Annotated in this window: 16 protein-coding genes and 2 pseudogenes; 13 read left to right on the top strand and 5 right to left on the bottom strand. The window is 44.5% G+C overall.

Annotated features, from left to right (window positions below):
* Entirely contained in the window at nucleotides 1–921 is a 921-nt protein-coding gene (locus B5G11_RS02945) for a Sir2 silent information regulator family NAD-dependent deacetylase (protein ID WP_242958895.1), read from the top strand.
* Nucleotides 922–1056: 135 nt separating this feature from the next.
* Entirely contained in the window at nucleotides 1057–2514 is a 1458-nt protein-coding gene (locus B5G11_RS02940) for an ATP-binding protein (protein WP_087252126.1), read from the top strand.
* A gap of 137 nt (nucleotides 2515–2651) precedes the next feature.
* On the opposite strand, the gene B5G11_RS02935 is transcribed toward B5G11_RS02940, so the two are convergent.
* From B5G11_RS02935 to B5G11_RS02920, 4 genes are all read right to left on the bottom strand, one after another.
* The gene (locus B5G11_RS02935; RefSeq protein ID WP_087252125.1) at nucleotides 2652–3161 is read right to left on the bottom strand and encodes a nitroreductase family protein; all 510 of its coding nucleotides are present in this window, start codon (nucleotides 3159–3161) and stop codon (nucleotides 2652–2654) included.
* 83 nt (nucleotides 3162–3244) lie between these two features.
* Entirely contained in the window at nucleotides 3245–3910 is a 666-nt protein-coding gene (locus tag B5G11_RS02930) for a DUF1048 domain-containing protein (protein ID WP_087252124.1), read from the bottom strand.
* A complete protein-coding gene (locus B5G11_RS02925) occupies nucleotides 3903–4244 on the bottom strand; it encodes a PadR family transcriptional regulator (RefSeq protein ID WP_087252123.1) in 342 nt (113 codons plus the stop codon). Before B5G11_RS02925 ends, B5G11_RS02930 begins: the two co-directional genes overlap by 8 nt.
* Before the next feature lie 178 nt (nucleotides 4245–4422).
* A complete protein-coding gene (locus B5G11_RS02920; RefSeq protein WP_087252122.1) occupies nucleotides 4423–4797 on the bottom strand; it encodes a substrate-binding domain-containing protein in 375 nt (124 codons plus the stop codon).
* 72 nt (nucleotides 4798–4869) lie between these two features.
* Between B5G11_RS02920 and B5G11_RS02915 the strand changes: the two genes are divergently transcribed.
* The 8 genes and pseudogenes from B5G11_RS02915 (at nucleotide 4870) to B5G11_RS02890 (ending at nucleotide 9919) form a co-directional block, all read left to right on the top strand.
* A complete protein-coding gene (locus tag B5G11_RS02915) occupies nucleotides 4870–5631 on the top strand; it encodes a carbohydrate ABC transporter permease (RefSeq protein WP_242958893.1) in 762 nt (253 codons plus the stop codon).
* A 4-nt stretch (nucleotides 5632–5635) separates the two neighbouring features.
* Nucleotides 5636–6457, top strand: a pseudogene (locus B5G11_RS02910) (ATP-binding cassette domain-containing protein); the annotation flags it as partial.
* 9 nt (nucleotides 6458–6466) lie between these two features.
* Nucleotides 6467–6736: a TOBE domain-containing protein gene (locus B5G11_RS16950; RefSeq protein WP_343215465.1), complete on the top strand. Its 270-nt coding sequence runs from the start codon at nucleotides 6467–6469 to the stop codon at nucleotides 6734–6736.
* 40 nt (nucleotides 6737–6776) lie between these two features.
* On the top strand, nucleotides 6777–8126 hold the full coding sequence (locus B5G11_RS02905; RefSeq protein ID WP_087252120.1) for a glycoside hydrolase family 32 protein: 1350 nt from the start codon (nucleotides 6777–6779) through the stop codon (nucleotides 8124–8126).
* Nucleotides 8098–9111 carry a carbohydrate kinase gene (locus B5G11_RS02900; protein WP_343215464.1) on the top strand — a complete coding sequence of 338 codons (1014 nt, stop codon included), beginning with the start codon at nucleotides 8098–8100 and terminating at the stop codon, nucleotides 9109–9111. Before B5G11_RS02905 ends, B5G11_RS02900 begins: the two co-directional genes overlap by 29 nt.
* Nucleotides 9112–9240: 129 nt before the next feature.
* Nucleotides 9241–9399, top strand: a complete 159-nt coding sequence (locus B5G11_RS16280) for a hypothetical protein (RefSeq protein WP_158099196.1) — start codon at nucleotides 9241–9243, stop codon at nucleotides 9397–9399.
* Nucleotides 9392–9535 carry a hypothetical protein gene (locus B5G11_RS16275; protein WP_158099195.1) on the top strand — a complete coding sequence of 48 codons (144 nt, stop codon included), beginning with the start codon at nucleotides 9392–9394 and terminating at the stop codon, nucleotides 9533–9535. The genes B5G11_RS16280 and B5G11_RS16275 overlap by 8 nt, the downstream gene beginning before the upstream one ends.
* Nucleotides 9536–9559: 24 nt before the next feature.
* Nucleotides 9560–9919: an ATP-binding protein gene (locus B5G11_RS02890; RefSeq protein ID WP_087169005.1), complete on the top strand. Its 360-nt coding sequence runs from the start codon at nucleotides 9560–9562 to the stop codon at nucleotides 9917–9919.
* A gap of 164 nt (nucleotides 9920–10083) precedes the next feature.
* On the opposite strand, the gene B5G11_RS02885 is transcribed toward B5G11_RS02890, so the two are convergent.
* Nucleotides 10084–11358, bottom strand: a complete 1275-nt coding sequence (locus B5G11_RS02885; RefSeq protein WP_087252117.1) for an ATP-binding protein — start codon at nucleotides 11356–11358, stop codon at nucleotides 10084–10086.
* Between the two features lie 188 nt (nucleotides 11359–11546).
* Here B5G11_RS02885 and B5G11_RS16945 point away from each other — a divergent pair.
* From B5G11_RS16945 to B5G11_RS02870, 3 genes and pseudogenes are all read left to right on the top strand, one after another.
* Nucleotides 11547–11660: pseudogene (locus B5G11_RS16945) on the top strand (nucleoside triphosphate pyrophosphohydrolase); the annotation flags it as partial.
* Nucleotides 11661–12010: 350 nt separating this feature from the next.
* A complete protein-coding gene (locus tag B5G11_RS02875; protein ID WP_087252115.1) occupies nucleotides 12011–12289 on the top strand; it encodes a type II toxin-antitoxin system Phd/YefM family antitoxin in 279 nt (92 codons plus the stop codon).
* A gap of 1 nt (nucleotide 12290) precedes the next feature.
* Nucleotides 12291–12608: a type II toxin-antitoxin system RelE/ParE family toxin gene (locus tag B5G11_RS02870; protein ID WP_087252114.1), complete on the top strand. Its 318-nt coding sequence runs from the start codon at nucleotides 12291–12293 to the stop codon at nucleotides 12606–12608.
* Nucleotides 12609–12634: the final 26 nt, after the last annotated feature.

Here is a 12634-nt window from a genome sequence, read left to right as displayed (position 1 = left end):
ATGTTATCAAGATTGTGGTCGAAAAAACCGGGAGAGTCCGGGGAAATGAATATAGAGAAACTGAAAAAAGCGTTGAATGAGGCGGAGAGTGTGCTTATCGGCGCGGGCTCAGGCCTCTCCACTTCCGCGGGATTTGTCTACACCGGAGAACGGTTCAGGAACTATTTTTCTGATTTTGAGGAACGCTATGGATTTCATGATATGTATTCCGGCGGATTTTACCCGTATGATACGCTGGAGGAACACTGGGCATACTGGAGCCGCTATATCTGGATCAACCGCTATATGGATGCACCGAAACCGGTCTATGACGAACTGCTCGATCTGGTGAAAGACAAAGACTATTTTGTTCTGACTACCAACGTAGATCACTGTTTTCAGAAGGAAGGATTTGAGAAACACCGCCTTTTCTACACCCAGGGGGATTATGGTCTGTTCCAGTGCAGTAAGCCGTGCCATCCGAAAAATTATGAAAATGAAGAAATGGTTCGGCAAATGGTACAGGCACAGGGATTTGAGATTGCGGAGAATGGAGAACTGATTCTGACGGATGGAACAGTGCCAAAACGGCAGATCCCGTCGGAACTGGTTCCTTACTGCCCGAAATGCGGGAAACCGATGGCAATGAATCTGCGAGCAGACGATACCTTTGTGGAAGATGAAGGATGGCACCGGGCAGCAGAACGGTATGCGGATTTCCTGCGCAGACACCAGAATGGAAAGATCCTGTTTCTGGAGCTAGGAGTCGGATTTAACACTCCGGGAATCATCAAGTACCCATTCTGGCAGAAAACAAATCAAAACCCGAAAGCAGTATATGCCTGTGTAAACTACGGGGAGGCTGCGGCACCGGAACCGATTGCGGAGAGGTCGGTCTGCGTGGATGGGGATATTGGGGAGGTGTTAAAAAAATTAAAGTAAAATTATGGACTATTTCCATAGTATGATTTGCAATTTGCATAAACTATTGCTATAATATACTTTGTAAACTAAAAAGAAAAATGAATTGTATAGTAGTTGAATTCCAACGGAATAATAATATTATGGAGGTGTATTATGGCAATTGTAAGTGATGAACAGGTTATAAAAGTATTGCAACAGTATAATCCGTGGTGGCGTACACCTTCTGCTATAAAGGAAGAAAGTAAGCCTCAAAAGAGGCTGGCATATTATGAAGCTCTGAAAACGCTTACACATAAGAGCATCCGGAGGTTTGCCGTTTTGTCTGGTATGAGGCGTGTAGGTAAGACGACAATTTTATATCAGATTATTGAGCATCTGATTGATGAGGGAGTCAATCCTAAAAACATTTTGTACGCTACTTTTGATAATCCGATTCTGAAACTTGTCAATGTGGAAAATGTGCTGTCCATTTATGAATCTATGTATCCTATCGAAGGCATAAGGTATATTTTCTTTGACGAAGTGCAGTATACTGAAAATTGGGAACTTTGGATGAAGGTGATTTATGATAGCAGAAAGGATATTCGCCTGATTGCCACAGGATCTGCCAGTCCTATTTTAGAAAAGGGTTCTGCAGACAGCGGTACAGGTCGATGGAGTGTTCTCAAAATACCTACCATGTCATTTTATGAGTATTGCAGGTTACTTGATCTGGACTTGCCTCTTCTGCCGGAGGATTTACGTCTATCAGAGCTTCCAGGCTATGGTTTGGCACAACTTGGTGATTTGATGAATAAATTTATTCCGCTGCAAAATCATTTTAACCGTTATCTTATGATTGGAGGCTTTCCGGAGCTGGTATTATCGGACGATGATGCCTATGCCCAAAGGATGCTGCGAGAAGATGTGGTTGATAAAGTTATTAAGCGCGATGTACTGTCGCTATTTAATATACGAAGTCCTTTGCTGATGGAAAAGCTGTTTCTCTACCTGTGTATGAATTCTACGGAGAGTTTTAATGCAACTACCGCAGCCAAGGAATTGGAGAATATCTCGATCACAACAATTGACAGTTATATCAAGGCATTAGAAATGTCCAATCTCATTTATCTGGCAAAGCCGATGAATGTGGGAAGCAAAGGTTCGCTAAAAGGGAAACCGAAAATATTTGTCGCTGATGCGGCTATCCGTAATGCTGTGCTGATGATTGACGATGTACTTTCGGATGAAAAGGAACTTGGTGCAATGGTGGAAACAACTGTTTACAAGCATATGGTTTCCTTCTTTCAGGGCAGTCCGGCACAACTGGGATATTTCAGAAAGGCAAAGGATAATCAGAAAGAGGTTGATGTGGTAGTGGAACTTCCTCGCCAGAAGATTCTCTGTGAAGTAAAATATCGTAATCAATCCCACATTGCGGAGACAGATGCCATTGTAGAGTTGTGTAAGGACGAAAAATCCAAAGTAACAAACGCCTTTTTAATCACAAAACGCCTGGACGATTTTGGTATTACCAGGCACGAAACAATGGTACCGATTTTGCGTGTACCGGCCATTGCATTTCTCTATATCTTAGGCAAGACGGAAGCAGAGGGAAAGAATGGAATGTGACTATTTTGCCTTTGAACAAATATTTTTTGAATGGACAATATAAAAGCCGCTTTGTATTTCCCTAAAAAGGAGGGGAGGAACAGAAGGCTTCCAAAAGAGAAGCTTTCTGTCCCTCCCCTCCTTTTAGAGTAAAGTTTTTACCGGATATACGTCACGCGGTCCGGATCGAATCCCCCTCTTGCCGCAGGTGTTTCATCTGCAACGCCGACTGCCACGATTGCAACAGGTATGCTTGTAGTATTCAAGATTTCCTGGATTTTTTCCACCCGGTCCATGGTTGGATAGCAGCCGCACCAGCAGGTGCCGTATCCCAGATCTTTCGCCTGAAGGAGAAGATTTTCAATGGCTGCACCGCAGTCCTGCGGCCAGTAAGGCCCACATTTTCCCTCCTGCAGATCCGGGCGTCCACAGACAACGATGGCAGCGGAAGCGGTGGTAAGCATACTGGTGTATGGGTGTGCCTCCTGAAGTTTTGAAATCGTATCCCGATTTGTGACTACAAAGTATTCCCACGGCCTTGTGTTGCATGCGCTTGGCGCCATCATGGCAGCTTCCAGAATCTTCTCAAAATCCTCCTGCGGGATTGTAACCTGTTCTTTATATTTGCGGATACTTCTTCTTTCACGGATTACGTCTGAACAATTCATACTAAATTCTCCTTTCCTCTAAAGACAATTTTCTGAACGATTTGATTACGTTTATTATAACGCCGGGCGGGCCGGGAAGCAAACTAGTCCGTATACGCGGCCAGCAGTTTGTGTACACAGAAGCAGATCACAAATCCTGCAATGTAGACGGCGATGTGCACGTTCAGGACAGTGTTCCGGAACAGGATGGCCGGCACCATGCAGACCAGGACGGCAAAGAACAGAATCAGGATGAAACGGAAACGGCTTTTCCGGCGAGCCTGTTCGGATTCATCTTCAAGAGAAGTCTTGCAAATATACTGTACAATCGCGTAAGAAACGACGAGAATGATCAAAGTTGCGGAAATCGTTCCCGAGGAGACCGGAACGTGGATCATGCTGCCGCCGTTTTGTACGCTGTCAAGAAGTCCGGTGACCATCCAGAGCGGCATCAGAATCGCAAGACCAAGAAACAGAATGTCGGCATGATATGCGATCGTCTGTAAAGGCGTGCGAGGCGGAAGTTCTGCTACAATGCCTTTGCAGAATTCTTTGTAGTCCTCTCCGAGAACTTCGGAAACAGAAGCCCCCCTTGCGGCTCCTTCCAGTAACATCCGTGTAATATCCAGTCGGACAAGTTCTACCTGATATTCACTGATCGGAAAGGATTTCAGATAGACGACAATATCGGTCAGGATCTGCCGTGTTTCTTTCGGCAGTTGCTTCTCATAATGATTATTCTGCTGTTGCAACGCTTTTCTTTTATTCATCATCATTTCCTCCCTTCACATCGGCAAGCAGGGCAGCGACAGCGGCGGATAATTCCCGGTAGCTTGTCAGAAAAGACTGAAACTCCGTCTCCCCATCTTCCGTCAGTGAATAGTACTTGCGCTTCGGACCGACGTCGGACTGACGGTAGGTGGCAGTGATCATTCCATTTTTCTCCAGACGCAGGAGAATCGGATAAATGGTTCCTTCCGTAATCTTTCCGAAGCCGTACTGTCCAAGTGCCTCTGAGATTTCATATCCATATGTTTCTCTTTTTCGGATGATGCCAAGGATACAGCCCTCCAGTGTTCCTTTCAACATCTGCGTCGAGATCATAATTATCACATCCTATTTTGTAATACCAAATAGCTTGAGTATATGGTAATACAAAATACCGGATGTGTCAATAGAAACAGGAGTAAATGAGAGAAAATGAGGGAAAGAAGAAAGAAAAAACCGGATACGGCAAGCATCTCCGGTATCCGGTTTCGGAAAAAGTGTCAGGTGAGTAGTGTTATACTGTTGTTTCGCGCCTGATCAATATTGGCGGAATAATCTTATGCACCGGCTCTTTTAACGGTTCCGGTCGTCTTTTTTTACGTTCTGCCATCTGTGCGGACAAAATGTTCATTGCTTCATTGGCGATGACAGAGATCTGCTGGCCAACTGTACTCATAGGAATGACGGCCTCTCTGGAAATCGGAGAATCGTCAAAGCCGATGATCTGATATGTTTCCGGAAGTTTCCCGTATTTTTGAAAGAGAATATTCAGGAGCACATTTGCGTGGGTATCATTAGGCATAAATACCCCTTTCTTCCTGCCGGGATATTTACTTTCAAGCTGATCCACAAGGCCGGAAATCCGTTCTTTGTTTTCTTCAAATAGCAAAAGCGAATTAACTGGATCCTGGTAGCAGTACTGCTGATCCTGTCAATCTTCTTCCTGTTTCCTGTAATATGGATGCTGGCGAACTCCTTTAAGCCGGATGCGGCAATCACCGCCGATATGAATTCGGTTGCGGCATTTATCCCTCCGACACCTGACGGAAATTTCTTTGAAAACTATGTTTCCATTATCACCGATACGAGCTTTTTGAGATATATGGCGAATACGCTCTTTTATGCGGCAATTCTCATTCTTTTAAGTATTGTGGTAAATGGACTTGCAGGATATGCGCTGGCAAAAATCAAGTTTCCATTCCGTGACCAGTGGCTTATGATTATCATTATGCTGCTGATTGTGCCGACAGAGACAGTCATCACCATTCACTTTCTGATTATTGCAAAGGCAGGGCTGCTGAATACAATTGTAGGATATATTCTTCCGCTGATTGTGAATCCTTTTAATATCTTTCTGTTCCGTCAGGTGTTCGTAAGTCTGCCGGACGATGTGTATGAGGCGGCACAGCTTGACTTCTGTGGACCGGTAAAATACTTTTTCACCATGGTTCTGCCGATGTCAAAGACAGTTGTGGCGACAGTCAGTGTATTCACATTCCTGAATGTGTGGAATGACTACCTCTGGCCGTCACTGGTATTTACGTCCAGTGATCTGCTGACGGCTCAGATCGGCCTGAACTCCATCACATCGAATGAAAATACAACGATGGGACAGACACTTGCAGTTATCACTCTTGTTACGATTCCGGTTATTATCATCTACTCTTTGTTCTCAAAACAGATCGTGGAAGGCGTAACATCAACAGGTTCAAAGGAAGGATAAGAAGATGAGTTTTATAGAATTTAAAAATATTTGTAAAATGTATCCTGGATCAGATAAAAATACAGTAGAAAATTTCAACCTTGATATTGAAGAAAAAGAGTTCATTGCTTTTGTAGGTCCGTCCGGCTGCGGAAAATCCACAACATTACGTATGATTGCCGGATTCGAGGAGATCACCGGAGGAGAACTCTATATTGACGGGAAAAAAGTGAATGAAGTGGCGCCGAGAGACAGAGGTATTGCCATGGTATTCCAGAACTACGCACTGTATCCGCATATGACGGTGGAGAAGAACATCGGATACGGATTGAAGAATATGAAGATGCCGGAGGACCAGATTAAGAAAAAGGTCGACTGGGCGATTGGTATCCTTGGACTGGAAGAATACCGCTATCGTAAACCGAAAAATCTGTCCGGAGGACAGCGGCAGAGAGTTGCTCTCGGGCGTGCGATTGTAAAAAATCAGAAAGTGTTCCTCATGGATGAACCGCTCTCAAATCTGGACGCGAAACTTCGCGTCAGCATGAGGACGGAGATCAGCAAGCTCCACAGAGAACTGGGGGCAACCACAATATATGTTACGCATGACCAGGTGGAAGCAATGACCATGGCAGACAGGATTGTTATTATGAAGGACGGAATTATCCAGCAGGTCGGAAAGCCTATGGAACTTTATGATCATCCGAAAAATCAGTTTGTCGCCGGATTCATCGGCTCCCCTCAGATGAACTTCTTTGATGTCACTGTTTCCGGAAATACAGTAAAATTCGCTGACGGAAATACAATTACGTTATCAGAGGGAATGGTAAAAAAACTGGATGGACACTAGGGTGAAATGGTACTTGGAATCCGCGGTGAGGATATCAAGATGGATGCCCAGAATATGGATCTTCACAGTGACAACCGGCAGTATGCGGTCATCACGGATACGGAAGTGATGGGGAATGAAAACAACCTGTACTTCAACTTCGGCGGAACACAGGCAGTGGCGAGAGTATCGAAATATGAAATCAGTCAGATCGGGGACCGGATTGATTTCGTGTTCATGCCGTCAAAGATGCATTTCTTTGACAAGGAGACGGGAATCAACTATACGGAAATGTGATCCCCGGTCAAACAAAGATAAGATAGACATGGAGGAAGCTATGAAAAGACAGCGATTGCACTTGAAAGCGCCGGATAACTGGATCAACGATCCGAACGGCTTCATATACTACAAAGGATATTATCACCTGTTTTATCAGTATTTCCCGTATGAACCACGCTGGGGAACCATGCACTGGGGCCATGCAGTGAGCAGGGATCTGGTAACATGGGAACATCGGGGAGTGGCACTTTATCCATCTACCCACGAAGACAGGAACGGATGCTTTTCCGGAAGTGCTATAGAGGAAGACGGAAAACTGTATCTTGTTTATACCGGCGTACGCTACGAGGTTGTGAATCCGGAAGATCCACATACGTGTCTGGATGAACAGTTCGAATCTGCCCAGCTTATGATTACTTCCGAGGACGGATTCCACTTCGACAATGAAGAGGGAAAAACAGTCATCATTCCTCCGCTTACAGATAAAAAGATCGGCGACCGGACACATACGAGAGATCCCAAAATCTGGAGGGGAAAAGACAGATGGTATCTGATTATTGGAAGCACGGTGGAAGAAAAGTATGGAGAAGTGCTTTTTTACGAGAGCGAGGATCTGCATACATGGACCTATGTGAATAAAGCATGGAAAGGCCCGGATTATGGATGGATGTGGGAATGTCCGGATTTCTTTGAGACAGATGACGGCGGCGTACTGATGGTTTCCCCGATGGGACTGCTTAAAAACGGAGAAAAAGAGAAAAATCAGTCAGTATGCTTCCCGGTGGAATTTACGGAGAGTACCTGCCAGATGGAAATACCGGATCAGTACCAGTTTACAGACTATGGAATGGATTTGTATGCCCCTCAGACTACTCTTGACCCGGAGGGGAGAAGAGTTATGGAGGGATGGATCCGGATGCCGAAACCGGCGGAAGAAGGCTGGATCGGCATGTTCTGCCTGCCGCGGATCGTAGAGAGAAAGGGAAATCATATTTATTTCCGAATGCATCCGAATGTGAGGGCGGCATATTCGAAAGAAATCACGGATATTTCCTGCGCCTCGGAAGACGGATACATGGCGGTATTTGATCTGGAGGACGGGGAGCAGGCAGATATCGGCGGTTTCCTTATCAAAAGAAAAGGAAACCGGATTCAAACGGACCGGACGGCAGTATATCCGTCCTTTGAGGGAGCGCATCTGCTATCCGAGACACCGGAACTGACAGATGGATGTCGGATTGAGGTACTGGCAGATAAGAATCTGATTGAAGTTTATATCAATGACGGAGAGTATGTGATCAGTAATGCAGTGTATGGAACCGGCGATTTTATTAAGGTAAACATTGAAAAAACAGTACATCTGTATACACTGAAGGAACATGGTGAAAGAACACGGGGAGAGGAGTAAGGCGGACTTTGGTTCTGCTGCAGGGACTATGAAAAAATATGATGTGACAGCACTGGGAGAACTGCTGATTGATTTTACAGAAAACGGGGTCAGCGGTCAAGGCAATCCCTTGTTCGAGGCAAATCCCGGAGGAGCACCCTGTAATGTCCTTGCCATGCTTTCAAAGCTTGGACGAAATACAGCTTTTATCGGGAAAGTCGGGAAAGACGTTTTTGGAGAACGGTTGAAGACCGCTTTGGAAGAAGCGGGAATCGATGCTCAGTATCTTCGTATGGATGAAAAGATCCATACGACCCTTGCTCTTGTGCATACCTTTCCGGGTGGGGACAGGGAGTTCTCCTTCTATCGAAATCCAGGAGCAGACATGATGCTTACAGAAGAGGAGATTCCGGAAGAGCTGATCCGGAATTCCAGAATATTTCATTTTGGAAGTCTTTCCATGACCCATGAAAAGGTAAGGAACGCTACCAGAAAAGCAGTACAGATCGCAGAACAAGCTGGATGCATGATCTCCTTCGATCCAAACCTGCGGGCACCCCTCTGGGACGATCTGAATGAGGCAAGAGAGCAGATACAATGGGGATTGAAACACTGCCATATTTTGAAGATCTCAGATAATGAAATTACCTGGCTGACTGGGAAAAAGGACTACACAGAAGGTGTGGAGTGGCTGAACAACAGATACCGGATTCCGCTTGTACTTGTATCTATGGGAAAAGCAGGAAGCAGAGCTTACTATAAGGGGAATATGATAGAGGTACCTCCGATTCTACGGGAGGACACGATAGAGACAACCGGAGCCGGGGATACATTCTGTGGATGTATACTGAATGGGATTCTGGAAAAGGGGCTGGAACAACTTACAGATACAGATTTGAAAGAAATGCTGATGTTTGCCAACAGCGCAGCTTCGGTGATCACAACAAGAAGAGGTGCATTGCGCGTGATGCCGTCAAGAGAAGAAATCGAGGGAAATTTTAGTTAATATTGACAGAGCTCGTAAAGTCCTGGTTTTAGAAGGCTTTACGGGCTTTGTTTTTTGTCCGGCAGTGTCAAAATTCGTTTTTCAAGAAAAGGCGTTATGCAAGTCCTGACCGCCCATGATGTTACCTGGATGAGAAGAGACAGTTTCTGCCGGGATCAGCATGTAGCAGAACAGCCGGAAGAAGTCCCATCGATGCCGGTCAACCCCCGGATTTTTCAGATAGAGCCACCCAAACAGCACTCCGGAGTTGAAAAATTCAACTTTGAGGAGGGCCTGTGGGATGAATGAATCAATACTTGAAAGAATCCAGTCCAATGCAAAGGCACTGAAGATCGATCTTTATACAGCAGAGCTGGCCAGCTATGCCGATGAAAAAGAACTCACGCCGGAAGCTCTGGAGGCAATCTGTGGAGTTTTTGAATAACTGGAGCAAAAAAAATACGACTCCATGGTCCACACAATGCTGAAGCTAAGCAAGCTTCCGATGAACGAACCAAAAACCTTTGAAAGATTTGATTTCAGCAGGCTCCATGGAAAACATGTGCAGTCGCTGAAAAATCTCTCTTCTCTGTCTGCTCTGTATGCAAGAAAAAATCTGGCATTTATTGGGCCGCAGGGTGTAGGCAAAACTCATCTGGCCATGGCTTTTGGACGGGAATGCTGCCTGAAAGGATATAAGACTTATTTCTTAAGGGCAAGCGAACTCAACCAAAAGTTGACGGATGCAAGGAAACACGGCCGGGAGGGGGCTGTCATCAATGGGCTGGTATCGCAAAACATACGGAGTATAAAAACGCGTAACTGTTAATAACATACATGATGCATTGGCGATTTTAAATTGACTGAGATTGGCGTTTTTTATCCGACTCTGAATGGCGAAAATCGCCCGACGCTAACAATGGTAAAAATTCTCACGAAGAACATAGAAAAAACGAGGGCTGTTCGGTCCTCGTTTCTTCTGCAAAATACTGATTAAATGAGCCAAACGGGTACATACCAGTTCTTTTCGTCCACAGGCAACAGATCGTTTGCCATACAGACCACACTTCCGGTTCCAATTTCAACCTTCAAAGACTCTAATCCTCCGAAAGACGATTCCCTGCTAACGGGTTCCAATACCTTGAAATTTTTAATCGCGGCCTTACCCGGTGACGCCGATTTTTTGATCTCTATTGGAGAAAGAATACCATTTTGATATAGCAACAGGTCGATTTCTTTCTGGTCTTTATCTCTGTAATAGAAAATAGGCGGCTCTTTTCCTGCATTCAGATAACTCTTATAAATCTCTGAAAAAACATAGCTCTCAAAGAACGCCCCGGACATGGCACCTCTTTCCAGGGCTTCGGGATTGCCCCATCTTAAAAGGTACGATGCCAGGCCGGTGTCCAGGAAATGGATCAATGGCATCTTTACCACCCGTTTAAGTGCATTGTTGTGATAAGGCTGTATAAGCGCAATGATATGGGATGACACCAGAATAGAGAGCCATTTTTTGGCTGTTGGAGCTGAAATACCTGCGGCACTCGCCAGTTCTTCATAGACAACAGGCTTTGAAGTCCACGCAGCAACAATCGTCATAAAATTGTAAAACTGCATTTCATCCGCAACCTGTGCCAGATCCCGGATATCCCTTTGCAGATAGGTGTTGACATAGGAGCGGTAATAAGTTTCCCAATCCACATTTTCATCTGCATAGAGTTCCGGCATAGAACCTTTGAATATCCTGCGGTAGATCTCATTCAAATCTCTTTTTCTTTTTACAGGCAAACGCTCCATCAAATCCCCGGCTTCTGTCTGGAAAGGCTTGCTTGGTTCATGGTAGATTTCCGCATCGGATAATCCCAACAGGTTTACGATTCCAACCCGTCCGGCCAGACTTTCGCTGACATTTTTCATAAGGCGGAAAACCTGCGATCCTGTGATCCAGAAATCACCTTTTTTCTTAGAACGGTCAACACTCATTTTGATGTAGGGCAATAGCTCTGTTGCATACTGGATCTCATCAATCAATACCGGTGGGGAATACCTCTGCAAAAACAGGGCAGGATCGTGTTTTGCCAGGTAGCGGACATCAGGATCATCCAGAGTCACATATTTGCGCTCTATGCCTTCACTTTGCTCTGTCTCTGCCATTCTTTGCAATAAGGTCGTTTTTCCAACCTGTCTGGGGCCAGTTACCAGCAGCACCGGAAACATTTTGGACACCCGTGCAATCGTATCTTCCGCAGCTCGTTTGATATATGCCATGACAATCTCTCCCTTCGGTTATAGTATAGTCAATTTTATTTAGAATATTCGTCCAAACCAAATTATAATTTTATTATAGCCAGAATTTCATAGATTGTCAACAAAATCTCTGGCTAAACCAAATTGTGATTTTCGTTTAGCCGGATTATTCGCCGCAATTTAAGTGGGTATATTCTAACTAATCTAACCAGGGGATTATTGATAAAATGGCGCAGCGGCATCCACATGTGTTTGGGAATGCAGTCGTGCCGGGTTCAGGTGAAGTGCTGACCAGATGGGATGAAATTAAGAAATGGGAGAAGGCGGGAAAAGGATGGACGGAAGCATATCTGCCGGATAGTATCGAAATGCGATATGAGGATGAAAAACAAGGTAAAATTTACCTTTTTAAAAGCTCTCGCCATAAAATTTAAAAAAATTAGCACTCACCTCTTGGCTCGTTTGGGGTGGTTTTGTCCTGTGATGTCAGAGCCCGTAAAGCCTTATTTTACAAGGTTTTTGCGGGCTCTGACTTTTTGTCTGGAAGCGTCAAAAATCGTCATTTTTCGCGAAAATGGTGTAGTAAATGGTGTAGTAGAGTCGTGAGAGGGATGGTTGAAAAAATAGTCATTAGATGATATAATATGACTATAAAAAGATAGGAGGTACGATTATGTTTTCATTACAAGAATCTATTCGTCCATCAGCAGATTTGAGAAATCATTACAGTGAAATATCGAGGCAGTGCAGGGAAAACAAAGAGGCTGTCATTATTACGGTGAACGGCAGAGGAGATACTGTTTCTCTTTCGTATGATGAATACAAGAGGATGAAATCAAGAATAGAGTTATTGGAAATGCTGGCAGAAGCTGAAGATGATGAGAAGAACGGAAGGGTAGAACCCATTGAAAATACTTTCCGTGATCTGAGACAGATGCTGAAGGAGAAATGATATGAAATACACAGTTGTTCGTACTGATACAGCAGATGAGCAGATCCGTAAAATTATCCTTTATATCAACGAGAATTTCGGTTCGGAAGTTGCATTGCAGAAATTAGATGAATTAGAGGAAAGTATTTTTCATTTGGGTGATCATCCGGATATTGGAATCATCCCCAGATATGGAATCTTAAGACGGCAGGGATATAGAGTGTTAGTTTTAGAAAAAAATCTTGTGTTTTACAAAGTGGATGAAGAAAGAAAAAGAGTGGTTATCTATGCAGTTGTGGATCAGAGACAGGATTATTTGAATATTCTTCGAGGATTGTAAAGGCCTTAGCATAAGTCTGTTTAATA

The organism is Drancourtella sp. An57 (assembly GCF_002161525.1).
Taxonomy (GTDB): Bacteria; Bacillota; Clostridia; order Lachnospirales; family Lachnospiraceae; genus Sellimonas; species Sellimonas catena.
Note: the sequence above shows the minus strand (reverse complement) of the source record. Positions and strands in the feature narration are given on the sequence as shown.

What these genes read in the sequence shown, in the direction of transcription:
- B5G11_RS16280 (WP_158099196.1), top strand. Translation starts at nt 9,241, where the DNA reads ATGAGAAGAGACAGTTTCTGCCGGGATCAGCATGTAGCAGAACAGCCG.
- B5G11_RS02885 (WP_087252117.1), bottom strand. Translation starts at nt 11,358, where the DNA reads ATGGCATATATCAAACGAGCTGCGGAAGATACGATTGCACGGGTGTCC.
- B5G11_RS02915 (WP_242958893.1), top strand. Translation starts at nt 4,870, where the DNA reads ATGCTGGCGAACTCCTTTAAGCCGGATGCGGCAATCACCGCCGATATG.
- B5G11_RS02930 (WP_087252124.1), bottom strand. Translation starts at nt 3,910, where the DNA reads ATGAATAAAAGAAAAGCGTTGCAACAGCAGAATAATCATTATGAGAAG.
- B5G11_RS02945 (WP_242958895.1), top strand. Translation starts at nt 1, where the DNA reads ATGTTATCAAGATTGTGGTCGAAAAAACCGGGAGAGTCCGGGGAAATG.
- B5G11_RS02905 (WP_087252120.1), top strand. Translation starts at nt 6,777, where the DNA reads ATGAAAAGACAGCGATTGCACTTGAAAGCGCCGGATAACTGGATCAAC.
- B5G11_RS02940 (WP_087252126.1), top strand. Translation starts at nt 1,057, where the DNA reads ATGGCAATTGTAAGTGATGAACAGGTTATAAAAGTATTGCAACAGTAT.
- B5G11_RS02870 (WP_087252114.1), top strand. Translation starts at nt 12,291, where the DNA reads ATGAAATACACAGTTGTTCGTACTGATACAGCAGATGAGCAGATCCGT.
- B5G11_RS16950 (WP_343215465.1), top strand. Translation starts at nt 6,467, where the DNA reads ATGGTACTTGGAATCCGCGGTGAGGATATCAAGATGGATGCCCAGAAT.
- B5G11_RS02900 (WP_343215464.1), top strand. Translation starts at nt 8,098, where the DNA reads ATGGTGAAAGAACACGGGGAGAGGAGTAAGGCGGACTTTGGTTCTGCT.
- B5G11_RS02875 (WP_087252115.1), top strand. Translation starts at nt 12,011, where the DNA reads ATGTTTTCATTACAAGAATCTATTCGTCCATCAGCAGATTTGAGAAAT.
- B5G11_RS16275 (WP_158099195.1), top strand. Translation starts at nt 9,392, where the DNA reads ATGAATGAATCAATACTTGAAAGAATCCAGTCCAATGCAAAGGCACTG.
- B5G11_RS02935 (WP_087252125.1), bottom strand. Translation starts at nt 3,161, where the DNA reads ATGAATTGTTCAGACGTAATCCGTGAAAGAAGAAGTATCCGCAAATAT.
- B5G11_RS02890 (WP_087169005.1), top strand. Translation starts at nt 9,560, where the DNA reads ATGGTCCACACAATGCTGAAGCTAAGCAAGCTTCCGATGAACGAACCA.
- B5G11_RS02925 (WP_087252123.1), bottom strand. Translation starts at nt 4,244, where the DNA reads ATGATCTCGACGCAGATGTTGAAAGGAACACTGGAGGGCTGTATCCTT.